This window comes from Embleya sp. NBC_00896 (assembly GCF_045207785.1).
In the GTDB taxonomy this organism is placed as follows: domain Bacteria; phylum Actinomycetota; class Actinomycetes; order Streptomycetales; family Streptomycetaceae; genus Embleya.
In genome coordinates this window covers 1,609,890-1,633,708 of the sequence record NZ_CP108776.1, presented here as the reverse complement: position 1 = coordinate 1,633,708, position 23,819 = coordinate 1,609,890, and the positions used below count along the sequence as shown (strand labels likewise).

At 72.4% G+C, this 23,819-nt stretch carries 21 protein-coding genes; 11 read left to right on the top strand and 10 right to left on the bottom strand.

Features of this window, described 5'->3' with window-relative positions:
• Positions 1–9: 9 nt before the first annotated feature.
• The gene (locus OG928_RS07380) at positions 10–819 is read right to left on the bottom strand and encodes an alpha/beta fold hydrolase (protein WP_406280767.1); all 810 of its coding nucleotides are present in this window, start codon (positions 817–819) and stop codon (positions 10–12) included.
• 1,367 nt (positions 820–2,186) lie between these two features.
• On the opposite strand from OG928_RS07380, the gene OG928_RS07375 reads away from it, so the two are divergent.
• The 4 genes from OG928_RS07375 (at position 2,187) to OG928_RS07360 (ending at position 6,115) form a co-directional block, all read left to right on the top strand.
• The gene (locus OG928_RS07375; RefSeq protein ID WP_406280765.1) at positions 2,187–3,200 is read left to right on the top strand and encodes a hypothetical protein; all 1,014 of its coding nucleotides are present in this window, start codon (positions 2,187–2,189) and stop codon (positions 3,198–3,200) included.
• 250 nt (positions 3,201–3,450) lie between these two features.
• On the top strand, positions 3,451–4,119 hold the full coding sequence (locus OG928_RS07370; RefSeq protein ID WP_406280763.1) for a hemerythrin domain-containing protein: 669 nt from the start codon (positions 3,451–3,453) through the stop codon (positions 4,117–4,119).
• A gap of 213 nt (positions 4,120–4,332) precedes the next feature.
• Entirely contained in the window at positions 4,333–5,256 is a 924-nt protein-coding gene (locus tag OG928_RS07365; RefSeq protein ID WP_406280761.1) for a RimK family alpha-L-glutamate ligase, read from the top strand.
• A 16-nt stretch (positions 5,257–5,272) separates the two neighbouring features.
• Positions 5,273–6,115 carry a RimK family alpha-L-glutamate ligase gene (locus tag OG928_RS07360; RefSeq protein WP_406280759.1) on the top strand — a complete coding sequence of 281 codons (843 nt, stop codon included), beginning with the start codon at positions 5,273–5,275 and terminating at the stop codon, positions 6,113–6,115.
• Positions 6,116–6,326: 211 nt separating this feature from the next.
• Here the strand turns inward: OG928_RS07360 and OG928_RS07355 are convergent, their stop codons facing one another.
• Genes OG928_RS07355 through OG928_RS07345 form a run of 3 tightly spaced genes read right to left on the bottom strand, consistent with a single transcriptional unit; the run spans position 6,327 to position 9,180 of the window.
• Entirely contained in the window at positions 6,327–7,127 is an 801-nt protein-coding gene (locus tag OG928_RS07355) for an ABC transporter ATP-binding protein (RefSeq protein ID WP_406280757.1), read from the bottom strand.
• Positions 7,124–8,161: a FecCD family ABC transporter permease gene (locus OG928_RS07350; RefSeq protein ID WP_406280755.1), complete on the bottom strand. Its 1,038-nt coding sequence runs from the start codon at positions 8,159–8,161 to the stop codon at positions 7,124–7,126. The genes OG928_RS07355 and OG928_RS07350 overlap by 4 nt, the downstream gene beginning before the upstream one ends.
• Positions 8,158–9,180 carry a FecCD family ABC transporter permease gene (locus tag OG928_RS07345; protein WP_406280753.1) on the bottom strand — a complete coding sequence of 341 codons (1,023 nt, stop codon included), beginning with the start codon at positions 9,178–9,180 and terminating at the stop codon, positions 8,158–8,160. The genes OG928_RS07350 and OG928_RS07345 overlap by 4 nt, the downstream gene beginning before the upstream one ends.
• A 283-nt stretch (positions 9,181–9,463) precedes the next feature.
• Here OG928_RS07345 and OG928_RS07340 point away from each other — a divergent pair, with 283 nt between their 5' ends.
• A complete protein-coding gene (locus OG928_RS07340) occupies positions 9,464–11,050 on the top strand; it encodes an amidohydrolase (RefSeq protein ID WP_406280751.1) in 1,587 nt (528 codons plus the stop codon).
• On the opposite strand, the gene OG928_RS07335 is transcribed toward OG928_RS07340, so the two are convergent.
• On the bottom strand, positions 11,051–11,764 hold the full coding sequence (locus OG928_RS07335; protein WP_406280749.1) for a hypothetical protein: 714 nt from the start codon (positions 11,762–11,764) through the stop codon (positions 11,051–11,053).
• A 199-nt stretch (positions 11,765–11,963) separates the two neighbouring features.
• Between OG928_RS07335 and OG928_RS07330 the strand changes: the two genes are divergently transcribed.
• Positions 11,964–12,725, top strand: coding sequence for a hypothetical protein (locus OG928_RS07330; protein ID WP_406280747.1), 762 nt, complete (start codon positions 11,964–11,966; stop codon positions 12,723–12,725).
• A gap of 183 nt (positions 12,726–12,908) precedes the next feature.
• Here OG928_RS07330 and OG928_RS07325 read toward each other — a convergent pair whose 3' ends face one another.
• From OG928_RS07325 to OG928_RS07305, 5 genes are all read right to left on the bottom strand, one after another.
• Entirely contained in the window at positions 12,909–13,085 is a 177-nt protein-coding gene (locus OG928_RS07325; protein ID WP_406280745.1) for a hypothetical protein, read from the bottom strand.
• Between the two features lie 65 nt (positions 13,086–13,150).
• Positions 13,151–13,819: a response regulator gene (locus tag OG928_RS07320; RefSeq protein WP_406280743.1), complete on the bottom strand. Its 669-nt coding sequence runs from the start codon at positions 13,817–13,819 to the stop codon at positions 13,151–13,153.
• Positions 13,816–15,033: a sensor histidine kinase gene (locus OG928_RS07315; protein WP_406280741.1), complete on the bottom strand. Its 1,218-nt coding sequence runs from the start codon at positions 15,031–15,033 to the stop codon at positions 13,816–13,818. Before OG928_RS07315 ends, OG928_RS07320 begins: the two co-directional genes overlap by 4 nt.
• A 103-nt stretch (positions 15,034–15,136) precedes the next feature.
• A complete protein-coding gene (locus OG928_RS07310; RefSeq protein WP_406280740.1) occupies positions 15,137–15,670 on the bottom strand; it encodes a hypothetical protein in 534 nt (177 codons plus the stop codon).
• 387 nt (positions 15,671–16,057) lie between these two features.
• Positions 16,058–16,975, bottom strand: coding sequence for a winged helix-turn-helix transcriptional regulator (locus OG928_RS07305; protein WP_406280738.1), 918 nt, complete (start codon positions 16,973–16,975; stop codon positions 16,058–16,060).
• A 155-nt stretch (positions 16,976–17,130) separates the two neighbouring features.
• Here OG928_RS07305 and OG928_RS07300 point away from each other — a divergent pair, with 155 nt between their 5' ends.
• The 5 genes from OG928_RS07300 to OG928_RS07280 are packed head-to-tail and all read left to right on the top strand — an operon-like array spanning position 17,131 to position 23,765.
• Positions 17,131–18,588, top strand: coding sequence for a carotenoid oxygenase family protein (locus OG928_RS07300; RefSeq protein WP_406280736.1), 1,458 nt, complete (start codon positions 17,131–17,133; stop codon positions 18,586–18,588).
• Complete coding sequence (locus OG928_RS07295) at positions 18,585–20,303, top strand: class I adenylate-forming enzyme family protein (protein ID WP_406280734.1); 1,719 nt, start codon at positions 18,585–18,587, stop codon at positions 20,301–20,303. Before OG928_RS07300 ends, OG928_RS07295 begins: the two co-directional genes overlap by 4 nt.
• On the top strand, positions 20,300–21,580 hold the full coding sequence (locus tag OG928_RS07290; RefSeq protein WP_406280732.1) for an acetyl-CoA acetyltransferase: 1,281 nt from the start codon (positions 20,300–20,302) through the stop codon (positions 21,578–21,580). Before OG928_RS07295 ends, OG928_RS07290 begins: the two co-directional genes overlap by 4 nt.
• Entirely contained in the window at positions 21,577–22,773 is a 1,197-nt protein-coding gene (locus tag OG928_RS07285; protein ID WP_406280731.1) for an acetyl-CoA C-acyltransferase, read from the top strand. The genes OG928_RS07290 and OG928_RS07285 overlap by 4 nt, the downstream gene beginning before the upstream one ends.
• Positions 22,770–23,765, top strand: coding sequence for an LLM class F420-dependent oxidoreductase (locus OG928_RS07280; RefSeq protein WP_406280729.1), 996 nt, complete (start codon positions 22,770–22,772; stop codon positions 23,763–23,765). Before OG928_RS07285 ends, OG928_RS07280 begins: the two co-directional genes overlap by 4 nt.
• The last annotated feature ends 54 nt before the right edge of the window (positions 23,766–23,819 follow it).

Genomic DNA, 23,819 nt, shown 5'->3' with positions numbered 1-23,819 from the left:
ACGTGGGTGTCACTCGAGGGCGCGGGGGAGGGTCACGCGGATGTACTCCTCGGCCTGTGACACGTGTGGCATGTGGCCCGCGGACGCGTACAGGTGGTGCTCGGCCTGCGGCAGGGACCGCCCGATCCGCTCCAGGGCCAGGGCGAACATGGGTGCGGTGTCGTCGCTGTGGGTGAGCAGTACGGGATCCGTGAATCGGCGCAGTGCCACGAGGTCGAGGTCGAAGGCGTCCGGGTCGCGCAGTTCGTCGAGGTAGGTCGGAGCGTTGGTGATGAAGGTGTGCCGCAGGGGCGCGGGGAACTGTGCCCATGCACCCGGGCCGAAGGCGATGGTGTCGACGAACAGCTCGGCCGCCGCCGCGGACTCGCCCGCCTCCAGGAGCGCGCGCACCGGTCCCTGCCCCATCGTGATGCCCTCGACGATCGGCCGCAGGTCCGGATCGTCGCGCAGCAGCTCGATGCCCGGCGGCTCGTGCACGGCGATCCCCCGGAGCAGTTCGGGCCGGCTCGCGGCCAGCCGAAGGGTGATCAGCGAGCCGTACGAGTTGCCGCAGACGAAGGCCGGGCCGAGATCCAAAACTTCGATCAGCCCGGCCAGGTCCGCCACGTCCTCGTGCACGGAGCCCTGGGACGGCGGATCCTCGCTGCGGCTGTGCCCGCGCCGGTCGTACGAGACCACGGTGCAGCGCTCGGCCAGCCCCGGTGCGACCCGAGCCCAGCCGTCGGCGTCACCCCACGAACCGTGGACCAGGACGACGCTCGGCCCCGTCCCCTGGATCTCGCAGTACAGCGACACACCGTTCACGCCGACGTTGGCCATCTCGCGCCTCCATGTTGCTCCAGGCCACCTCACCACCTCGGCGGCGGATGGGGCGACCGCCGGACCGCCATTCGGCGCAACGGCGGACGGCGTTCGTCGGGCGAATGGTGGGGCGAATCGTGCGGCCACCGCACCGAGGTCCCGGCCGGTCCGACAGTCGGACGGCGCGCGCGTCCGTGGCCGAACCGCCCGACACCCGGGCGATCTCCCGGGCGCGCGAGGACGCACCTGCCACGAATCGATCCGGGCCACCGCTTCCGCGAGTTGGGCGCCGGAGCCGATCGAGGCCGGTGTCGTGACCGGATGGCACCGGCGCCGACCCCGGATCGTCAGGGATCGGGCAACCAGGGCCGGCGGGTGGCGAGTTGGGGTGGGGGAGGGCGTGGTTTGGTGGTGTTTCGGGGCGAAATGACGACCCGGTCGATGTTTGGGTCGCGTGGTGGGGGTGTATCGGGTGGCGGATGAGCCGGATTCCGTCCGGAGTGTGGGATTCCGGGGTTGTTCGCCGTGGGCGAAGGGTTCGGGGCTGCTGGGTGGGTATCGAAGTAGCAGGTGATGCCCTTTGAGCGCACCGCGGCCACTGCGCCGGAAGTCGGAATCGACCAGGAGGACGTGGCCATGACGCGGATCAGGATCGTCAAACGCCCCGTTTCCCCGCGGCCGCAGCCGCCGGTGGACTTGCGGACGCCTTCCGGGCGTCCGTTGCCGTACTGAGGCCCGTCGGGGCTCACCCTCCCGTCCGGCCCGGGCGGACGACGCGTCGGGTCGTGGGAGCGGATGTTCCATCGCAACTTCGGATTCGGGTAGCCAAGTGTCCGGATCCGCAGGTGAGTTGACCCTCGTGGTCGTGCAAGGTTCGTTGGCTGTACCCGAGTTGTCCGGCCGGGCTCCTCGCGAACGGACCGTGCGCGACCACGCGTTCGTGCGCGCAATCGCGGCGGGGTCCGGCTTGACGATCCGGCCGCCCCGACAGCCTTCGACGACGTCGACTGCCTGATCATGGCCGGCCTCGCGCCCCGCCCCTGACCGTCGCCGTGTCGACGGTCGTTGCCCCGACGGTTCGCCGCGCCGCGGCGGGTCCGCGACCGCGTCGGGTGCATGAGCACGGCAGGTCCGTGACCGATTTCGATCGCCGTCGATCGAATGGACAACTGTTCGATCGAACGGAATGCGGGATGTTACTTGTCGGGTAAACCGCGACAGATCCGGCGATCGGTACGAAGCTGTGCGCGTATCTGCCGTACGGCCCGGCAATCGGGTGATCCGCTCTCGTGAAGAGGTGGAAGGTCATGGCAGCAAGGAATCCCACTCGGATCCTCGACGATCTCGTTCAGGGGAAGGGAAGGGGCGCGGCCGTTCAACGAAAGATGGCCGCGAACAAGGACGGCAACTGGCTGTTGGCGATTGTGTTGCACAGCTTCGCCAAGGTCGCCGACGGCGCTCGGCTGACGGACCTGGAGGCCGGCATCGTCGACGCGTTCAAGAAGAACGGGTTCAGCGACGAGGAGATCCGGCAGCACGGCGAGACCGAGAAGCGCATGCCGCAGTCGCTGCGGAATCAGATCTTCCCGGCGCGGTTCGCGCAGTTGGACGTCAAGCAGAACTACGCGGCGGCCGACCTCGCGCGCGACGCGCGGGAGATCACCCGGGCGGTCCTGGCCCGGCCCAACGTAACCAACGTCGATGTCGCGGCCATCCACGCCGGCCGGGCGCGGCTGCAGGACTTCACGATGCCCGCGCGCGAGGTACTGCGCGAACACGGCTCGGCGATGCTGGTCGCGACCGAGGCCGGGGCCGCTCCCGCGGGCGCCCGATTCACCATCAAGGCCGTGTCGTTCCGGTGCGTCGACCGGGCGACCGACAGCATCTTCGGCCCGTCCAACGAGCCCTACTGGATCTTCGGATCGCTCGGTTCGGGGATCACCGTCACCACGCGCAGCCAGGTGTTCGGTGATGTGGACAGCGGTGAGACCCGCACCTTCGGCTCCTCCGAAGGCTGTGTCTGGGGCCAGAACTGCGCACCGCAGGCGCTGCCCCAAGGCGAGATCGGTTCGCTGGTCTCGCTGTTCGAGCACGACGAGGGCGACACCGCCAAGATCAAGGCCGGCTTCGCCGCGGCGTTCGCGGCGGCATCGGGCATCCTGGTCGCGAGCGGCGTGGCCGCGTGGGTCGGCGCGGTCGTCGCGGGCCTGGGCGGCGTACTCCAGTGGCTGCTGACCTTCCTGGACGACGACCACATCGCGGACAACACATTCGTGTTCACCGGCAGCGTCGTGGCCAAGCAGGTCCCGAACGTCGGCTCGACGATGGATATCATCCGCCGGTTCAGCGACGGCGACGCCGACTACACGCTGACGCTCAGGATCACCCGGGTCTCCTGACCCGACGCGGACCGGTCCACCCGGGCCCCACCGGCCCGACCCGGTCGCGATCGCCCCCGTCCGCGGCGCGCCCCCCGCGCCGCGGCCGGGGGCCTTCGCGTTCGGGGGCCTTTCCGTTCGGGGCCTTCGCGGTCGGGAGGCAGGCCCCGGCGGGCGTTGATCGAACGGGCATCGGACGTTGATCGACGCGCGTGACACTGACGCGTCCCTGCGGCCCCGGCCGCACCGTCGTCCCCGAAGGAACCGCGCCATGCCCGTCGCCCCCGAGGCCGCCGTACCGTCCCCGCTCCTGCGCTTCACCGGAATCCGCCTCGTGCACACCGCGCTGCGCCGCGACCTCGCCCCGATGCCCGGGCGGATCCGCTCGCCGCACGGCGACGGCCGCGCGGCCGGGACCGACGTCCTGGCCCAATGGCGGCTGGTCGCCCGGATCCTGATGGCCCATCACGAGTACGAGGACACCCACCTGTGGCCCGTGCTGCGCGCGTGCCGGCCCGAGCTGCGGCTGCTGCTCAACCGCCTGGAGGCCGACCACCACCGGCTCGACCACGACCTCGGCGTCGTCACCGCGATGATCGGCGGCCTCGCCCACGACCCCGAGCGCGCCTGGATGGTGGCCGCCGCCGTCGAGGCCGTGATCGAGACCATCGACGCGCACCTGCGGGTGGAGGAGGTCCAGGTGCTGCCCGAACTGGCCGCCGTCGTCGAGGCCGGCGGGCACATCGGCACTCTCGGCGCGTCGCTCGCCGCGATCGACGCGGCGGACGTGTTCGACACCGGCGGCCGCGCACCGGCCGACGCGATCACCTGGCTGCTCGACGGCATCGCCGGCGCCGGCGACCCGGGCGGCACGCACGGCGGCGCCGGCCGCCCGACCGACCCGACACCGGGACCGTTCCCCGGCCCGCGCACGGCTTGACCGGCTTGACCGGCTCTATGCCGGCGGTCCGAGCGGAGGATTCGATTCCTCTCTACTCTGGACCTGATGACGAATCGCCGCCGATATGGCCCATGATGATGGTCGCCCGTGGAGTTTGGTGGGGTGTGTGCCGGTCGTCCCCGGCACGCGTGTCATGCTGTGCCGTCCATGTTCTGCCGATCGGGGAACGGCGGCCGTCCCGGGGGGATATCGATGAAACCGGCCTTGAACCTGGCCTTCCTCGTGGAAGAGCACTACCGCCACGACGGCATGCCGCTCGACGTCGTGCGACAGCTCGCCGCGTGGGGCCATCGCGTCGACATCGTGCGCCCCGGCAGCTCGCTGATCGAGCTGTCCGACCTGATCCGCGCCGGCTCGCATGACGCCTGGGTGCTCAAGACGGTCTCCGGCGGTCCGGGCCTGAGCATGCTGGAGGCGGCGGCCGCGCTCGGGCTCACCACGATCAACGACGCGCGCTCGATCCGATCCGTACGGGACAAGGCCGTTGCCGCGGTGATCGCGCGCGCGCACGGGCTCCCGATGCCGGTCACCTATTTCGCCGCGGTGCCGGAACTGCTCGACGCGATCCCGGCCGACCGCTACCCGCTCGTCGTGAAGCCGGCCGCCGGCAGCTCGGGGCGCGGAGTGCACCTGGTGTCCTCGCCCGACCAGCTCGTCCGACTCGGCGCCCAACTGGTGGGTGAGGGCGCGTTGTTGGCGCAGGCGTACGTGCCCAACACGGGCATCGACCTCAAGGTGTACAGCGTCTGCGGCGAACTGCACGCCACCGTGCGGCGCTCGCCGCTGCACCCCGACCAGCCGGTGCGCGATAGCAAGGTGCCGCTGCCCGGCGGCACGGCCGCGCTCATGCAGCGGATCGGCGCGGCGTTCGGGCTCGACCTGTTCGGCGTCGACATCATCGAGGGGCCGGACGGTCCGATGGTCGTCGACATCAACGACTTCCCCAGTTTTCGCTGCGTGCCCGACGGCGTCGCGCGGGTGGCCCGCGCGGTGCTCGACCTGGCCGGAGCCGGCAGCGGCAGCCGGACGCCGCTGCGCCCCCGGACCGTGGTGGGACCGTCGCGGTCGGGTACGAGTGCGATCGTCGACGCCGCGCCGGCCGCGTTCGTCGGCTGACGGGGCGCGTGCGCACGTGCGGATCTGCTTCGTCACCGACCGACCCGACCACCCGCTCCTCGCGGACGCCCGCACCCTCCTGACGCCGCGTCACGAGGTCACCGTGCTCGACCCGGACGGCGACCTCGACAGTGCGCCGGTCGCCGCCGACGTCTACCTGCTCAAGGCGCGGACCCCGAAGGCGCTCGCGTTCGCCGCGCGGGCCGAGCGCCGCGGCGCACGCGTGCTCAACTCGGCGTCGGCCACGCGCGCGTGCCAGGACCGGGTCCGGATGGCCGAGATCGCGTGGGCGGCCGGCCTGCCGTTCCCGGCCACGCACGCGTTCGGGTCACCGGCCCGGCTGCTGGCGACCGGGCCGGCGTACCCGCTCATGGTCAAGAGCCGGCACAGCCGCCGGCACGACCTCGTCGCGCGCGTGGACGACATCGACGCGCTGCGCGCGACGGCCGGGGAATGGCCCGACGAGCCGATCGTGGCCCAGGAGTTCGTCGACAACGGCGGTTGGGACCACAAGCTGTGGGTGGTCGACGGCCACGTCTTCGCCGGTCTGCGCCGCACCGCGCTCGACGGCCCCGCCGAGACCAAGCCGATCGCGGCCGAGGACCTGCCGCCCGGCTGGGCCGCGCTCGCCCGCCGGGTCGGCGCGGCCTTCGGCCTGGCCGTGTACGGCGTGGACATCCTGGAGGTCGAGGGCCGCCCGTCGATCATCGACGTCAACGCCTTCCCGGGCATGCGCGGCATGACCGGAGCCCCAACGGCCTTGGCCGAATTGGCCGTTCGGGCCGGCGAGAGCACCGGGCCGCGATCGCGGGCCGGGGTGCGGACGAACGACTCGATGCGGACGGGCCGGCCCCGATAGCGGGCGGTCGTCGAAGTCGGTGCCACGCCGGTGCGGCGCGGGGCTCAGCCGGCCTTGGGAAGGTAGCGCTCCAGGTCGGTGAGGACGCGGTCGGCGGCGCCGTAGCCGGTGCCGACCATCCAATACTCGTCGTCCACCTCGTGGGCCCTGTTCGCCTGGACGGCCTTGAGGGTCTTCCACAGCGGGCCGCCGAAGAACGGCCGGGCGGCCGCTACAACGGTGTCTTCCGGGGTTGCCCCGGCACCACCATCGGGGCACCCGTGACCGGGCACGGGATCACCACGCACGCGAGCCCGAACACGTCGCGCACCAGGTCGGCCGTGACGATCTCGGCGGGGGTGCCCTGCGCGACGATCGAGCCGTCGCGCATCGCGATCAGGTGGTCGGCGTAGCGGCAGGCCTGGTTGAGGTCGTGCAGGACGGCGACCACGGTCCGCTCGCGCGTGGTGTTCAGTTCGCGGATCAGGTCGAGCACCTCGACCTGGTGGGATATGTCCAGGAACGTGGTCGGTTCGTCGAGCAGCAGGATGCCGGTGCCCTGCGCGAGCGCCATCGCGATCCACACCCGCTGCCGCTGCCCGCCGGAGAGTTCGTCGACGAAGCGGTCCGAGAGGTCGACCACGTCGGTGCGCCGCATCGCGTCCGCGACGACGTCCTCGTCCTCGTCGGACCACTGCTGCCACCAGCGCTGGTACGGCTGTCGCCCGCGCGCCACGAGGTCGGCCACGGTGATCCCCTCGGGCGGGACCGGGCTCTGCGGCAGCACGCCGATCCGCCGGGCGATCTCGCGGGTGGGCAGGTCGCGCAGCGCCGCGCCGTCGAGCAGGACGGTGCCGGCCACCGGCTTGAGCAGTCGGCCGAGCGAGCGCAACAGGGTGGACTTGCCGCACGCGTTGGGGCCGACCACGACGGTGACCTTGCCGGCCGGGACGTCCAGGTCCAGGTCGCGCACCACGATGCGGTCGTCGTACCCGAGGGTCAGCTCCCGGGCGCCGAGCTGATGGGTGGTCACGAGGCGCCTCCGGAACGGGAACGGGTCAACATCCACAGCAGGTACGGGCCGCCGACGGCCGCGGTCAGCACGCCCACCGGCAACTCGGAGTTCGGGATCAGCATCCGCGCGCCGATGTCGGCGACGACCACGATCAGCGCGCCGAGCAGGGCCGAACACACCAGTGGCGCCTGGGGGGTTCGGGTCAGTCGCCGGGCGACCTGCGGCGCGACCAGTGCGACGAAGTCCACCGGCCCGGCGGCCCCGGTGGCCACCGACGCCAGCAGCACGCCGACCACGACCAGGCCGAGCCGGATCCTGCCCAGCCGAATGCCCAGCGCGATCGCGGTGTCGTCGTCGAACCCGGCCGAACGCGCCGCGCGCGCCGCCCACACGATCGCGGGCGTGAGCGCGATCAACACCCAGAACAGCGGCTCGGCCTGGGTCCAGCCACGCCCGTTCAGACTGCCCGACATCCACACCTTGGCCTGCTGGGCCAAGGTGATGTCGGCCTTGGTCAGGAGCAGGTTGGTGACCGAGTACAGGGCCACCGAGATGCCGACGCCGATCAGCACGAACCGTTGCGCGCTCAGGCCGTTGCGCCAGGCCAGCGCGTACACCAGGAAGGCCGCGACGGTGCCGCCGGCGACCGCGGTGAGCGGGGTCGCGGTCGGTCCGCCGAGGCCGAAGACCAGCCCGAACACGACTGCCGCGGCCGCGCCGTGCGAGACGCCGATGACGTCGGGGCTGGCGAGCGGATTGCGGGCCACCGTCTGGATCAGCGCGCCGGCGATCCCGAAGGCCAGGCCGACCAGGAGGCCGACCGTCGCGCGGGGCAGTCGCAGCGTCTCGACCACGATGCTGTCGTCGACGCCGAACAGCACCTTGAGCACGTCGCCGGGCAGGATGAAGCGCACGCCCACGCACAGGCTGAGCAGGAAGCCCGCCGCGAGCAGCACGGCCAGCACGCTCGCCACCACCGTCGAGCGGCGGTGCAGCAGGAACGAGAAGCGCGGGCGACGGACCAGGGCGTGGCCGTAGGGGCGGTAGCTCATCCGGCCACCACCGGCCTGCGGCGCACGAGCGCGACCAGGATCGGCACCCCGATCAGTGCCGTCATCGCGCCCACCTCGACCTCGGAGGGCGGGAAGATCACCCGGCCCAGTACGTCCGCTACCAGCAACAGGACCGGCGCCAGCAGCGCGGACATCGCGAGCACCCAGCGGTGGTCGGTGCCGACCAGGGCGCGCGCGGCGTGCGGAACGGCCAGGCCGACGAACGAGATCGGGCCGGTGGCGGCCACCGCGACGCCGGTCAGCACGGTCGCGCCGAGCCCGCCGATCACCCGGATCCGGTTCACCTTGTGGCCGAGCCCCTTGGCCACGTCGTCGCCGAGCGCCAGCGCGTCCAGGCCGCGCGCGGCGCTCGCCACCAGGGCCGCGCCCACGCACACGAACGGCAGCATCTGCCAGGCCACGTCGTCGGTTCGTCCGGCCAACGAGCCGACGAGCCAGAACCGGTACTGGTCGAGCGTGCCCTGATCGGTCGTCAGGACCATCGTGATCACCGCGCCCAGGGTGGCCGCGAGGGCCTGCCCCGACAGCGCGAGCTTGACCGGGGTGGCGCCGCCGCGTCCGCGCGCGGCCACCGCGTACACCAGCACCCCCGTACACAACGCGCCGGCGAAGCCGAACCACACGTAGCCGGTCAGGGTGGTCACCCCGAACACCGTGATCGCGGTGACCACGCCGGTCGCGGCGCCGGTGCTGATGCCCAGGATGCCCGGCTCCGCGATCGGATTGCGGGTCAGCCCCTGCATGCACGCGCCGGCGATCCCGAGCGACGCGCCCACCAGGAGCGCGACGAAGGTGCGGGGCAGCCGCATCGAGTTCACCACGATCGCGTCGGTGGAATCCCCACCGTGGACGAGCGCGTCGAAGACGACCGTCGGTGAAATGGCTCGGCTGCCCACGGCGAGACTGAGCAGACACGCGGCGACCAGCACGAGCGCGACCGAGACCAGACACAAGGTCCGGCGCGCCGTCGTGCGGCCCCGCGTCAGAGGGACGTTCACTGAAGCAGGTTAGGTTGGCCTAATACGCTCGACGAAGGCGGGGTGCCCACCTCACGCAGGGTCGCCGGGCGACTCCACCGCCTCCACCGACTGCGCCGACTGCGCCCGCGGGCCGGGCGCCGGCGCGTCGACGACATCGCGCTTCTCGTCCCCCCGCCGATCGTGTTCGCGATCGGTGTCGTGGTCGCGCCGCGGATCCGCGAGCATGACCCCGACCGATACGCGACCCCGACCACGGTCGACGCCGAACGGATCCGATCCCTTGATCTACGGAGTGAGCACCATGACCACGACCCTGTTCCGGGGCACCATCCGCACCGGCGCGGGCGACACCACCGCGCTGGCGATCCGGGACGGGCACGTGGTCGCGCTCGGCGCCGACGCGCTCGCGTTGGACGCGGACGAGATCGTCGAACTCGGGGACGGACTGCTGCTGCCGGCCTTCGGCGACGGACACGCGCATCCCCTCTTCGGCGGGCTCGAATACTTCGGGCCGCAGGTCAAGGGGTTGGCGAGCGTCGAGGCGATCGGGGCCGAGGTGGGCCGATGGGCGGCCGCGCACCCGGACGAGGACTGGATCGTCGGCGCCAGTTACGACCCGACGCTGGTCCCGGACGGCGAGTTCGACGCGCGATGGCTGGACGCGGCGGTGGCCGATCGGCCGGTCGTCCTGCGGGCGTACGACTATCACACGGTGTGGTGCAACACCGAGGCGCTGCGCCGGGCCGGGATCACCGACGCCACGCCACAGCCGCGGCTCGGCCGGGTGGTGCGGCGGCCGGACGGGTCGGCGATGGGGACGCTGCGCGAGTGGCACGCGTGCGACCTCGTGCTCGACCGGGTGCCCGGGCGGCCGGTGGACGAACTGGTCGAGGCGCTACGGGTGGCCGGCTCCGCCTTCGCGCGCGCGGGCGTGACGTGGGTTCAGGACGCGTGGGTGGAACCGGAGATGGTGACGCCGTACATCGAGGCGGCGCGGCGCGGGGTGTTGGCGTTCCGGGCCAACCTCGCGTTTCGCGCCGACCCGGATCGATGGCTCGGGCAGCGCGCCGAGTTCGTCGCCGCGCGGGCGCGGGTCGTGGCCGAGGGCGGGTCGCTGTTGTCGGCGCGGACGGTGAAGTTCTTCGCCGACGGCGTGATCGAGGGCGGCACGGCCGCGATGTTGGCGCCGTACTGCGACGCGCCGCACAGTTGCGGCATGCCGGTGTGGCCGCCGGCCGCGCTCGCGGCGGCGGTCACGGCGTTCGACGCCGACGGGTTCCAGGTGCACATCCACGCGATCGGCGACGCGGGGGTACGGGCCGCGCTGGACGCGATCGAGGCCGCCGCCGCGGTCAATCCGGCGTGGGACCGGCGACCGGTGATCGCGCACGTGCAGATCGTCGACCCGGCCGACCTCGCGCGCTTCGAACGGCTCGGTGTGATCGCCAACTTCGAGCCGCTGTGGGCCCAACTGGACCCACTCCAGACGGAGTTGTCGATACCCAGGGTGGGCGAGAAGCGGGGTGCGCTCCAGTATCCGATGCGCGGCCTGGTCGACTCCGGCGCGCCGGTGTCGTTCGGCAGCGACTGGCCGGTGAGTTCGCACCAGCCGCTCGAAGGCATCCAAGTCGCGGTCACCCGACGCACGTTCGAGGGCACGCCGGACGAAGGATGGATCCCGCACGAGCGGCTGACGATGGATCAGGCGCTGGACGCCTACACGAGCGGCGTCGCGTATCAGGCGTTCGCGGACGACCGGCGCGTGCCGGCCGTCGGCAGCCCGGCCGACCTGGTGTGGCTGAGCGCGGACCCGCGCACGGTCGATCCGATGGCGGTGCGGCAGATCGCGGTCGAGGCGACGTGGTTGGGCGGGCAACGTACGCACTGATTATATGTATTTGACAGGTGAGATGACTCTTCCGAGTGAATTCGTGCGGTAATCGAGCAAAAGCTGCCGATCGCGCGGAAAAATCGTCTCCATGAGCGCATGGGGTCGGGCGCGCCGGTGGGGGTGCGTGGTCGGGGCGGGGGCTCTGCTCGCCGCTCCGGCCGGTGCCGCGTGGGCGGGATCGACCGGGTCGGGCGGCAATGGCCGGCCGCCCGGCACGAAGGTGGACGTGTGCGTGTCGATCGGCGGCGCCCCGGGGGCGGTCGTCACCATCGAGGTGACCACCGTGACGGGGCCGCCGACCCACGGGATCGGGCTTGACGTCGACTTCCGGTTGGTGCACCACGGGCCGTGCCGGCCGACGCCGAAACCGTCGCCGAAACCCACGCCGACCCCCACCAGGCCCAAGCCGACCCCGACGCCCACGCGAGCACCGAGCACGCCGCCGCCGAAGGCCACTCCCAAGCCGATGCCGGTGCGGACCACGCCGCCGGCGGTCCGGCCCACCCCCGTCGCGGTCGTCGTGCCCGAGCCGACGCCGCCGGCGCGGCCGACCCCGAAGCCGCCGAGCCCGCCGCCCACGAGCCCGCCGGTGGTGACACCGCCACCGGCCGTCGTGCGGCCCCCGGCGATCCGGCGCCCGCCGGCCCGCCCGCCGGAGACGGCACCGCCCGAGCGCAGTTCGTCGATGGTCACCACGACGTTGCTGATCACCGCGCCCGCGATCCTGGCCGGTGCCGCGCTCCGGCCCCGGGGCCAGGCCCGCTCCCGCGGTTCGAGTGGCTGATTCGGCAGAGCCCTCCGCTTCGCCTCCGCGACACCCGGCGGCCGTGCCCCGATCGTTCTCCCGGCCGCCGCTCCGGCCGCCGCACCGACTCTTCCCTCGCCTTCTTCCTCGACCCGGAGGTCATCCGTGTCCCATTGGGTTGTATTGGCACTCGCGATGGCCGCGGTGTGCACGGTCGTGCTCGCGGTGGTCGTGCTCAAGGAGCGCCGACTGCCGGACGACGACGACCCGTCGGCCACTCCGGACGTGCTCGAATACATGACGATGATGATCGGCGTCATCTACGCGATCGTGCTCGGGCTCGCGATCGCCGCCGTGTGGGAGGGCCGTGGCGCGGCCGAGGACGAGGTGCGGCGCGAGTCGCAGTCGTTGCACGAGGTCAGCGAACGGGTCCGGGTCTACTCGCCGCAGGCGCGCGACCGGATCCGCGCGGACGTCGACGCATACGTGAGGTTCGTGGTTCAGCACGAGTGGGACTACATGGCCGACAACGGCGAGCTGTCCAAGCGCGGCGACGAGCTGTTCGCCACGGTCCGCAACGGCGTCACCGACTACGTCCCGCAGACCGACCAGGAAGCGCAGATGTACCAGCCGATCCTGGACCAGGTCGCGATCGCGGACGACGCGCGGCAGGCCCGCGGCGGCCAGGCCGGGGCCTCGATGCCGGGGCTGGTGTGGTTCGGCCTGGTGATCGGGGCCATGGTCACGGTCGGGATGATCTTCACGCTGCAGATCCGCAGATCCGCCCCGGAGTTGATCGTGGCGGGCCTGTTCAGCGCGCTGATCGCGTTCTTGCTGTTCCTGATCTGGGATCTCGACGCGCCCTTCGGCCGGGGCATGACGGCGGCATCCGACCCGTTCGTGTCGTTGTTCCCGGGAGCCGGGTAGGGCCGTCCGGCCGGGGCGACCCCGGCCCCCCAGCGGCGCGCCCTGCCGAAGCGGCGAGGCCCTTGATAACGGGCCCATGATCCATCCCCGTCAACCGAGCCCCCATTACCCCACCGCCCCGAGCCCAAGCCGCCTCGGCCGAGAAGAGCCTTCTGGCCCGAGGCAGCTCGCTTTCGTTTCGGGTCAGCCCGTCGGCAGCGCCACACGGTCGTGCACCGCCTCCCGCTCGAAGGGGTCGAGCAGGCGGGCGGACCACACCCACCACGCGCACAGCATGGGGACGAGCACGATCGGCGCCACGCGGATCAGGCGCACGATGTGATGGCGCACCCGGCGTCCGGGGTGCCCGGGATCGGTCATCGGGTCAGCGTGGGCCCGATCGCGCGGGGGCCGCAAGGGGGTCGAACGCTTGTGGCGGGGTCGGGTCAGGAATCGGACGCGTCGTGGACGAGCAGCGCGATCTGGACCCGGTTGTTGAGGTCGAGCTTGGTCAACAGCCGTGACACGTACGCCTTGACGGTCGCCACGCTGATCGACAGCTCCTTGCCGATCTCCGCGTTGGTGTACCCCTTGCCGACCAGTGCGGCCACCCCGCGCTCGCCCTCGCTCAGCAGCGCCAGGGCCGCGCGGGCGCGGGCGCGGCGCGGGTCGACGCCGGCCGCCGCGACGTACGTCATCATCCGGCGCAGCACGTCGGGGGAGAGCATCGGCTCGCCCGAGGCCACCCGGCGGATCGCCTCGACGATGTCGCGCGGCGGGGTGTGCTTGAGCAGGAAGCCGCTCGCGCCCGCGCGCATCGCCTTGAGGATGTGGTCGTCGGTGTCGAAGGTCGTCATCACGATCACCTCCGGCGCCTCGGGGCGGGACCGCAGGGTCGCGGTCGCGGCGAGGCCGTCCACCCGGGGCATCCGGATGTCCATCAGCACCACGTCGGGCCGGTGCTCCTCGACGGCGCCGAGCACGTCGGCGCCGTCGGACACCTCGCCCACCACGCGCACGTCGGGCAGCCCGGACAGCATCATCGAGAGTCCGGCCCGGACCAGGGCGTCGTCGTCGACGACGAGGACCCGTACACAGCCGTCGGCAGTAGTCATTTGGCCAACGGTAGCCAGGCCCACAGGCGGAAGTCACCGTGCGCCGTGCGTCCGTGCTCGAGCCGGCCGCCGATCAGGGCGACCCGCTCGCGCAGGCCGATCAGCCCGGCGCCGGCGCCGGGGATGCCGCTGCCGGTGTGGCCGTGCGGCAGCCGGTTGACCACCTCGATCGCGAGCCCCTCGTCGGCGGCCGGCGCAACGCTCACGCGCACGTGGGCGCCCGGGGCGTGTTTGCGCGCGTTGGTCAGGCCCTCCTGGACGATCCGATAGGCGTGCCGGCCGGTTCGGCCGGACACCGACGGCAGGTCGGGCAGGTCGAGTTCGACGATTGCACCGGCCTGTCGGGACTCGTCGATCAGCGCGGGCAGATCGCCGAGGATCGGCTGCGGCCGCTCGGGCTCGTCGGCGTCGACCTCGTCGGAGTGGGCGCGCAGCACGCCGATCACCTCGCGCAGATCCTCCAACGCCTCGAACGCGCACTGTCGGATGACCTCGGCCGCCCGGGCCTCCTCGGGCGACGCGCCGGCCCGGTACTCCAGCGCGCCCGCGTGGATCGCCAGCAGCGAGATGCGGTGCGCGAGCACGTCGTGCATCTCGCGCGCGAGCCGCTCGCGCTCCAGGTGTCGGGCCTCCTCGACGCGCAGCCGCTGGCCCTCCTCGGCCTGGCGGGCGCGCTCGCGCCAGGACGCGGTCAACTGCCGCTGGGACCGGATCAGCATGCCGGTGGCCACGGCGGTCGTGTTCAGGAGCAGCATCCCGAGGACGCTCTCCCAGTAGGCGCGCGCAGACTCGGCGCCGACCCAGAAGGTGCCCGCGATCAGCGCCATTTGGGCGGCGGCGATCGACAACGTGACCCGCCAGGGCCGATGGATCGCGAGATTGAGCAGCACGACCGGACTGGATCCGGTGACGGCGGCCGAGAAGAACCCGGTGACCACCCAGACCACCGCGAGCGCGGTCGGCCTGCTCCGGCGCACCAGCAACAGCCCCGCCAGCATGACGCCGCCCAGGATCACCTCGATCGGCACGCTCGGCGGGTCGTTCTCTTCCTGGACCGCCGACGCGAGGATCACCGAGCCGAGCGTCAGCGCGCCGATCGCGTAGCCGACGTCGGCCGCCCACTCACGGACGGTGCGCGGAGGCCGCACCGCCGTGCGCTCGGGCGAGGGCGACTCCCGTACGGCACTATCTGGGCTGGTCCGGCGCTTGATCACAGCTCAGCCTAGGCAGCCCGATGCCCGATTCGGCAGTCGTCGGGAGTCGAGCCGTCCATCGACTTTGGTCGCCCGGGGCGCGACCTACGTCGAGCGGGGCGGCTCAGCCGATCTCGGAGAGGCAGTAGGTGCTTCCGTAGGTGGGGACGCCGTTGAGGGTCCAGTAGCTGGAGTACGTGTAGTCCGCGCCGCTGACGTTGTCGCACGGCCGACCGGACGTCGTGTACGGGTACACCCGCAGGACCTTGAAGTTGGCCTTGGGATCGGAGCACGAGACCGAGTCCAACTGCTCTTGGCTCCCACCGGTGTTGATCCGCCCGCTCAGGCACTCGCCCTTGTCGTACGCGGTCTTGGTGCTCGACGGCGTCGCGCTCGGACTGTAGTACGCGCTGCGGGTGGGCCGACCGGTGGCCGAGGCGCGCGCCGACGGGGTGTAGTCGTAGGTGGCCGTACTCGACGGCGACGTCGTCGCCCGCGCCGAGGTGGAGGCCGACGCGGTGCCGGACACCGCCGCCGAGCCGCTCGTCTTGTTCGTCTTGTCCCCGTTGCACCCGGCGACGACGGTCATGGCCAGCACGGCCGCGACACCGCCCACCAGCGCCCGCACACCGGCGGCGGACCCGTTCGCATGCCTCATGGCAGAACCCTTTCCGTGCCGCCTCCACAGGGCACCGAACGCCCGACCCGGCGACACCCCGCAACCCTGACGACACGCACCGCCGCGGGCAACCGAATCCCGCAAAACCAAGGGGTCTCCCTCACGCGGAGCCGCACTGGCCTGACATCGGCTGCTGTCGGACCGACAAGCCCGGTCCGACAGCCTCGGGCGCCACCCCCGGCATGTTCGGCCGGAGAATAGGAGCCACACGGACAGGGCCAGAGCGGAATCGGCAAAGACCCCCCTGCCAAACGATCTACACGCCGGACCGCCGCCCACCACCAGCACGAGTACGCCGGCAGCCCGTCACGCCAACCCCGCTGACCGGCACGTTCGAAGATGGCGAAGCTTCAATGTCGGTGGTTCCTAACGTACATGGCCCACATCGACCGTCTTGGCCGAAATCTCCCCGTTGCACGCGTTGCAGGTCCAGCGGGGAACCAGGGGTTCGCCGCAGGTGCGGTGGGTGATGCGGACGCCGGCGAGGCCGTCGGCGCTGAAGCGTTGTTCGGACCAGGCGATCAGGAAGGCGAAGGTGGGGAAGAAGTCGTGGCCCTTGGGGGTCAGTCGGTAGCCGGTGCGGCGGGCGCCTTCCTGGAGCGGGGTCTTGGTCAGGATGCCCTCGTCGGTGAGCAGGCCCAGCCGCGTGGTCAGGGTGTGCGGGGCGGTGTCGTGCATGACGCGCTGGAAGTCGCCGAAGCGGTGGATGCCCAGGAACGCGGCGGCCAGGATCGAGGTGGACGTGCGGTCCGCCAGCACGGCCGCCGCCGCGATCGGCGACGCGCCGCCGGTCGCCGCCGCCGAGCGGTGATAGCGCCGGCGCGGGTTCGTCGCCTCGGCCGGCACCGCCGGATCCCGCGCCGCCGCCGTGTCGCGCGCGCTCACCCCGATCGCCCCGCACGCCCCGCAGCCGAAGATCGGATCGAAGCCGTGTCCGCAGGTCAGATGCCGCGGCCGGACCCGGACCCGAAGCGGCGACGTCGGCGCCCACCGCCGGTCCCACGCGTTGATCGCCACGAACGCCGGCCACAGGTCCTCGCCCGCGTCGGTCAGCCGGTACACCTGGCGCGGGCCGTCCGCCGCCAGCACTCCGTCGGCCAGCAGGTCGCGCAGCCGCCGGGTCAGCACCGGATCCGAGATGGCCAGCGCCGCCTTGAGGTCGCCGAAGCGCACCGGGCCGGCCAGCGCCTCGCGCACGATCAGCAGATTCCACAGGTCGCCCATCACCAGCAGGCCGTGACCCAGCGATGTGGGGGTGGGAGTCGGGGCGGGCGCAGTCTCCATGGGCGAAGTATTCCCTCGGTCGCGGCGGGGCCGCCGGGTGGGGCGGCCGAGCTTGATCCGACTACTTCCACTCTAGAAGTATTCGACGCGTGGGGTTAGCCTCCGGAAGTAGGCGTGCGCCCTCGAAGCGAGTCTCCTGCGACCCCGGAGTTGCCATGAACAACTATGCAGGCACGGCCCTCAAGCCCGTCGAGGACGGTGAGGAGAACCCCTATCTGCTCGGTGTGTACGCGCCGGTCGTGGCTGAGATCACCGCAGACGATCTGGAAGTGATCGGGGAGATTCCGCGCGACCTGAACGGTGTCTACCTGCGCAACGGCCCGAACCGTCGGCACCCCGCGACCGGCCGCTACCACTGGTTCGACGGCGACGGCATGATCCACGGTCTGCACTTCGAGAACGGCCGTGCGCGCTATGTGAACCGCTGGGTGCGCACCGAGGCGTTCGACGCCGAGTCCCGGGCCGGGCACGGACTGTGGACCGGCGTCATGGAGGACCCCAAGGGCAACCCCTTCGGCAACGGGCACGGCCTGGGCCTGAAGGACTCCGCGAACACCGACGTCACGTTCTTCAACGGCAAGCTGCTCGCGACCTGGTACCTGTGCGGGACCCCACGTTCGCTGGACCCGCTGTCCCTGGAGACGCTCGGCCCCGAGACCTTCCTGGGCACGCTCACCGGCGACTTCATGGCGCATCCCAAGGTCGACGAGAGCACCGGCGAACTGTTCTGGTTCGACTACGGCCCCGAACCGCCCTACCTGCGCTACGGCGTCGTCGGCGCGGACGGCACGGTCGCGCACACCACGAACATCGAACTCCCGGGCCCGCGCCTGCCGCACGACATGGCGATCACCGAGAACCACGCGATCCTGATGGACCTGCCGCTGATCCAGAACCAGGAGGCCCGACACCAGGGCCGCTACAAACTGCACTTCGACCAGACGTTGCCGTCCCGCTTCGCGGTGCTCCCCAGACACGGCGACGGCTCACGGGTCCGATGGTTCGAGGCCGCGCCCGGGTACATCTATCACGTCGTCAACGCCTGGGAGGAGCCCGGCGAGATCGTCATGGACGTGTGCCGGGTCAAGGACCCGCACCACCAGCCGAAAATCGAGCACCCGCTCGCGCGGATGCTCGCCTACCTGCGCCTGGACGCCCAACTGTGGCGCTACCGCTTCGATCTGACGACGGGTCGCACCACCGAGGGACCGCGCGACGACGACAACACCGAGTTCCCCACGATCGACTCGCGCGTGGTCGGCAAGCGCAACCGCTACGCGTACAACGTGCACATCGCCCGCGAGGACACCCTGCTCTTCGACGGCATCGTGCGCTACGACCTGCACACCGGCGCACGCCAGGACCACCGCTTCGGCGCCGGACGCTGGGGCTCCGAGGCGCCGTTCGCCGCGCGCGACAACAGCACCGGCGAGGACGACGGCTACCTCGTGTCGTTCGTGACCGACGAGCGCGAGGGCCGCTCCGAGGTCGTCGTCCTGGACGCGGCGGACCTCGACGCCGGGCCCGTGTGCCGGGTCCTGCTGCCGACCCGGGTGCCGGTCGGCTTCCACGCCACCTGGGTGCGCGCCGACCAGCTCGGAGGCCGGGGATGAGACTGCACACCGCCGAGCGGGCCGCGCTGTACGCGCCGTGGTGGGGCGGCCCGACCTGGGACGAGCTGTTCCGGGCCCGGGTCGCCGAACGTCCGGACCGGACCGCGATCGTGGACCCCGCCAACCGCACCGCACTCATGGACGGCGCCCCCAGGCGTCTGACCTGGGCCGAACTGGACGCCTACGTGGACGCGTTGGCCGCCGTGCTGTTGGATCGCGGCGTCGTGCGCGACACCGTCGTCGGCGTGCAACTGCCCAACTCGGTGGAACTGGCCGCCGTCTACCTGGCGATCGCCCGGCTCGGCGCGATCGCCACGCCGTTCCCGGTCCAGTACCGCGAGTTCGAGCTGGAGGAGCTGGCTCGGATCGCGGACGTACGGGTGTTCGTGACCGCCACCCGGGCGGGGTCGTGGCCCGCGGCCGAGGTGATCGTCGGGCTTCCGCTGTCGGGGACGCGCGCGGTGCTCGCCTTCGGCGACGACGTGCCCGAGGGCGTCACCGCGTTGGACGCCGCGTGCGAGAAGGCCTCGACCGTGCTCTTGACCCGCTACCTCGACGGGCTCGACGTCGGCCCCGGCGACTGCGTGACGATCTGTTGGACCTCCGGAACCGAGGCCGTGCCCAAGGGTGTTCCGCGCTGCCCCGACGACTGGGGACCGATGGCCGTCGGCAGCGTCGACGCCGCTACCCTGACCGGCGACGACGTGCTGCTCAACCCGTTCCCGATGGTCAACATGGCCGGGATCGCGGGGATGTTCCTGCCGTGGCTGATCACCGGCGCGGTGCTCGTGCAGCACCACCCCTTCGATCCGGCCGTGTTCCTGGGCCAGTTGGCGGCCGAGCGGGTCACGTACACGGTGGTGCCGCCCGCGCTGTTGACGATGCTCCTGCACCGCGAGGACCTGCCGCCGGGCGTGCTGTCCTCGCTACGCGTGATCGGTTCCGGATCGGCGCCGCTGACCGAGGAGATGACGGTCGGCTGGGCCGAGCGGTTCGGCATCGAGGTGATCAACTACTTCGGCTCCAACGAGGGCGCCAGCCTGGAGTCGGACCCGATCACCGTCCCCGACCACCGCGACCGCGCGCACTACTTCCCGCGCTTCGGCTCGCCCGACCACACCTGGCCCAACCGCGCCTCGCACGGCATGCGCAGCCGACTCGTCGACCTCGCCACGGAGACCGAGATCACCGAGGTCGGCGTGGCCGGCGAACTGCGACTCAAGGGCCCGGGCGTGTTCTCCGGGTACGTGACGCGTGATCAGCAGGCCCGCCGGGCCGCGTTCGACGACGACGGCTGGTTCCGGACCGGCGACATGTTCGCCTACGCGGCCGACGCGTCCGGCGACCCGCGCTGGCTGCGCTACGTCGATCGGGCCAAGGACATCGTCGTGCGCGGCGGAATGAACATCTCCGCCGCCGAGGTCGAGGGCCACCTGACGGCGCATCCGGCGATCGCCGAGGCCGCGATCGTCGCGGTGCCCGACGCGGTCCTCGGCGAACGCGCGTGCGCCGTCGTGGTGGCGGCGCCCGGCGGACGCGCCCCGACGCTGGACGAACTGACCCGGTTCCTGAGGGAGCGACACATCGCGGTGTACAAACTGCCCGAGCGCCTCGAAGTGGTCGACGCGCTGCCCCGCAACCCGGTCGGCAAGGTACGCAAGGCCGACCTGCGCGGCCGCTTCGCGTCGACCGACCCGGTGGAAGGAGTTCGATGACCACCCCCGCTCCCGCTCCCACCCCCACCCCCGGGATGGCGACCGCCATACCCGCGGCGCCCCCGATGTACATCCTCGGCGGCGCCCAGACCGACTTCGCCCGCAACTGGGCCAAGGAGGGCCTGGGCCTGATCGACCTCATGCGCGAGGCGAGCCTGGGCGCGCTGGCCGACGCCAAGGTGGACGCGCGCGCGGTCGAGGTCGTGCACGTGGGCAACCTCGCGGGCGAACTCTTCGCCGGCCAGGCGCACTTGGGCGGCCTGCTGGCGACCGCCGTGCCCGAACTCGCGGGCCGGCCGAGCATGCGGCACGAGGCCGCCTGCGCGTCCGGGAGCTGCGCGGTCCTGGCGGCCGGCGCCGACCTCCAGGCCGGCCGGTACGACCTCGCGCTCGTCGTCGGGGTCGAGCTGATGCGCAACGTGCCCGCGAACGAGGGCGCCGGGCACCTGGGCAGCGCCGCGTGGGTGGGCCACGAGGCGGTCGGCGCGCAGTTCCCGTGGCCGACCCTGTTCGCCGAGATCGCCGACGCGTACGACGCCCGATACGGCCTGGACCCCGCGCACCTGGGCGCGTTCTCGGCCGCGGCGTTCGCGAACGCCGCGCGCAACCCGCTCGCGCAGGCCCGCGACTGGGACTTCGCCGCGGCGGCCTTCACCGCCGACGACACGGCCAATCCGGTCGTCGCGGGCCGGCTGCGCCGCACCGACTGCGGCCGGATCACCGACGGCGCCGCCGCGCTCGTCCTCGCGTCGCCCGCCTGGGTCGCCGAACACGGCCCGGACCCGGCCGACCTGGCGTGCGTGCGCGGCTTCGGACATCGCACCGACACGCTGTCGCTGGCCGACAAGCTGGGCCGGACCGACGCGGCGATGTTCCCGCAGCTGGCGGGCGCGGTCGCGGACGCCTACCGCCGGGCCGGGCTCACCGGCCCCGACGAGCTGGACGTGGCCGAACTGCACGACTGCTTCAGTGTCACCGGACTGATCATGCTCGAACACCTGGGCGTGTGCGGCCCCGGGGACGCCGGCCGGCTGGTCGCCGAGGGCGCGTTCGGGCCCGGCGGCCGTCTCCCGGTCAACCCGGGCGGCGGACTGCTCGGCCTGGGCCACCCGGTCGGCGCCACCGGCGTGCGGATGGTGCTCGACGCCGCCCGCCAGGTCACCGGCCGGGCCGGCCCGATCCAGGTCGACGGCGCGCGTACCGCGCTCACCGTCAACGTGGGCGGCTCCTTCACGACGGTCGTCACCACCGTCGTCGGCCGGGGCGCGGACGCATGACCAACGACGCGTACATCCTCGACACCGTGCGCACCCCGCGCGGGAAGGCGTCGCCCCGCGGCGGCCTCGCCGGGGCGCCCGCGCTGACCCTGGTCGAACACGTGCTGGGCGCGCTGGTCGAGCGCACCGGGATCGATCCGGCCGCGGTGGAGGACGTGCTCCTCGGGTGCGCGGGCCAGGTCGACGAACAGGGCGGCAATCTCGCGCGCACCGCCGTGCTCACGCTCGGCTGGCCGGACACCGTCCCGGGCCAGACGATCAACCGGTTCTGCGCGTCCGGGATCGACGCGGTCGCGTCGGCCGCCGCGCTGGTCCGCTCCGGACAGGCCGACCTGGTGATCGCGGGCGGCGTCGAATCCTCGTCCCGGGTGCCGATGTTCGCCGATCGGGGGCCGTTGTGGACGGACGCGGCCGTGGTCGAGCGGATCGGCAGCGTGCACATGGGCATCGCGGCGGATGTGGTGGCCACCGAGGACGGCTACGAGCGCGCCGAGCTGGACGCGTACGGCGCCCGCACCCAGGAACGCGCCGCACGGGCGTGGGCCGAGGGCCGCTTCGCGGGCGCGGTCGTCCCGCTGCCCGGCGGCCTGGCCCACGACGAGCACGTGCGACCGGGCACACACATGGACGAACTCGCCAAGCTCGAACCGGCGTTCGCCGAGTTGGGCGCCAGCGGGCAGGACGCGCTCGCGCTGCGGCACCTGCCGCACCTGGGCGAGATCCGACACCTCCATACCCGCGGCACGGCGCCGTCGCTCGCCGACGGCGCGTGCGCGATGCTGATCGGCACGCTCGACCGCGCCGAGCGGTACGGCCTGTGGCCGGTGGCCCGGATCGTGTCCTCGGCGTCCGTCGGCACCGATCCGGTCCGGATGCTGACGGCGGGTCAGCGGGCGATATCGAAGGCGCTGCTTCGGGCCGGGCTCGCCCCGGGCGACCTGGACGTGGTCGAGTTCGCCGAGGCGTTCGCCGCGCTGTGCCTGAAGATCCAACGCGAACTCGGGTTCGGCGCCGACCGGTTCAACGTCAACGGCGGCACGATCGCGATGGGACACGCGTTCGGGGCCACCGGCGCGATCCTGGCCGGCGCGTGCGCGAGCGAACTCGCGTGCGCGGGCGGTCGATACGGCGTGGCCGCGGTCAGCGGCGCGGCGGGACTGGGTACTGCCGTGGTGATGGAGAGGGTGGCGTGAGCGAGTACGGGGCACACGGGTCGGAGTTGTCGGTCTCGCTCGGCCTGTGGCAGGACCGGCCGGCCGACGAGGCGCTCGCGACGGCGCGGCTCGCGGACGAACTCGGCTACGCCGAGCTGTGGATCGGCGAGATGGCGACGTACGACGCGTTCGCGCTGGCCACCGCGGTGGCGGCACGGACCGAGCGGATACCGCTGACCGTGGGGCCGCTCGCGGTGACGGTCCGGGACCCGGCGACGATCGCGATGGGCGTGGCGTCCGTGCGCGCTCTGACCGGTCGTCGGGTGGCGGCGGCGCTGGGGACCTCCTCGGCGGTGGTGGTGGAGGAGTGGCACGGGCGTTCCCGGGCGCGCGCGGGTACGGCGCTGGCCGAATCGGCCAGGCAGACCCGGGAGTTGCTGGACGGCGCCAGGTCGGCGGGGGACGGCGAGGTGGCCCGCTCGCGCGGCTACCGGCTGCGGTTGCCGGCCCCGGGGGCGGCCGGTCTGACCGTGGCCGCGTTCGGCCCGGCGGCCATTCGTACCGCGGCCCGGCACGCGGACCGCATGGTGCTGAACCTGATCTCCGCCGAGACCGCGGCCGACTTGATCGCCGACCTGGAACGGGCCGCGAAGGAGGCGGATCGGCCGCGGCCGCGGGTGGCCGCCTGGGTCTGCGCGGCGGTCGGCCCCGGAGCGGACGAGGGCGCGGAACAGTTGCGCCGCGGCCTGGTCGGCTACCTGGCCGCGCCCGGCTACGGCGAGATGTTCGCTCGCGCGGACTTCGCGGACCTGGTCGCGTACGCTCGGACGCGCCCGCATCCGCGGGACCTCCTCGCCGCCATCCCGCCGGAGGCGGTCGAGGTGGTCGGTATGGCCGGCACCGCGGAACACGCACGTGCGCGGATCGCGCAATACCGCGAAGCCGGCGTCGACGAGGTCGTCCTCGTCCCCGCCGCGACCCGGGCGGACCCCGCGGGTGAGTCCACCTTGCGAATCCTTGCAGGCGCATGACGACCAGGAGCGGCCTCAATCGCCGGCCGGGCTGGGTGGCCTCAAGCGCCGGCC

What these genes read in the sequence shown, in the direction of transcription:
- OG928_RS07320 (WP_406280743.1), bottom strand. Translation starts at nt 13,819, where the DNA reads ATGACTACTGCCGACGGCTGTGTACGGGTCCTCGTCGTCGACGACGAC.
- OG928_RS07300 (WP_406280736.1), top strand. Translation starts at nt 17,131, where the DNA reads ATGAACAACTATGCAGGCACGGCCCTCAAGCCCGTCGAGGACGGTGAG.
- OG928_RS07325 (WP_406280745.1), bottom strand. Translation starts at nt 13,085, where the DNA reads ATGACCGATCCCGGGCACCCCGGACGCCGGGTGCGCCATCACATCGTG.
- OG928_RS07375 (WP_406280765.1), top strand. Translation starts at nt 2,187, where the DNA reads ATGGCCGCGAACAAGGACGGCAACTGGCTGTTGGCGATTGTGTTGCAC.
- OG928_RS07295 (WP_406280734.1), top strand. Translation starts at nt 18,585, where the DNA reads ATGAGACTGCACACCGCCGAGCGGGCCGCGCTGTACGCGCCGTGGTGG.
- OG928_RS07340 (WP_406280751.1), top strand. Translation starts at nt 9,464, where the DNA reads ATGACCACGACCCTGTTCCGGGGCACCATCCGCACCGGCGCGGGCGAC.
- OG928_RS07285 (WP_406280731.1), top strand. Translation starts at nt 21,577, where the DNA reads ATGACCAACGACGCGTACATCCTCGACACCGTGCGCACCCCGCGCGGG.
- OG928_RS07350 (WP_406280755.1), bottom strand. Translation starts at nt 8,161, where the DNA reads ATGAGCTACCGCCCCTACGGCCACGCCCTGGTCCGTCGCCCGCGCTTC.
- OG928_RS07310 (WP_406280740.1), bottom strand. Translation starts at nt 15,670, where the DNA reads ATGAGGCATGCGAACGGGTCCGCCGCCGGTGTGCGGGCGCTGGTGGGC.
- OG928_RS07305 (WP_406280738.1), bottom strand. Translation starts at nt 16,975, where the DNA reads ATGGAGACTGCGCCCGCCCCGACTCCCACCCCCACATCGCTGGGTCAC.
- OG928_RS07290 (WP_406280732.1), top strand. Translation starts at nt 20,300, where the DNA reads ATGACCACCCCCGCTCCCGCTCCCACCCCCACCCCCGGGATGGCGACC.
- OG928_RS07365 (WP_406280761.1), top strand. Translation starts at nt 4,333, where the DNA reads ATGAAACCGGCCTTGAACCTGGCCTTCCTCGTGGAAGAGCACTACCGC.
- OG928_RS07370 (WP_406280763.1), top strand. Translation starts at nt 3,451, where the DNA reads ATGCCCGTCGCCCCCGAGGCCGCCGTACCGTCCCCGCTCCTGCGCTTC.
- OG928_RS07380 (WP_406280767.1), bottom strand. Translation starts at nt 819, where the DNA reads ATGGCCAACGTCGGCGTGAACGGTGTGTCGCTGTACTGCGAGATCCAG.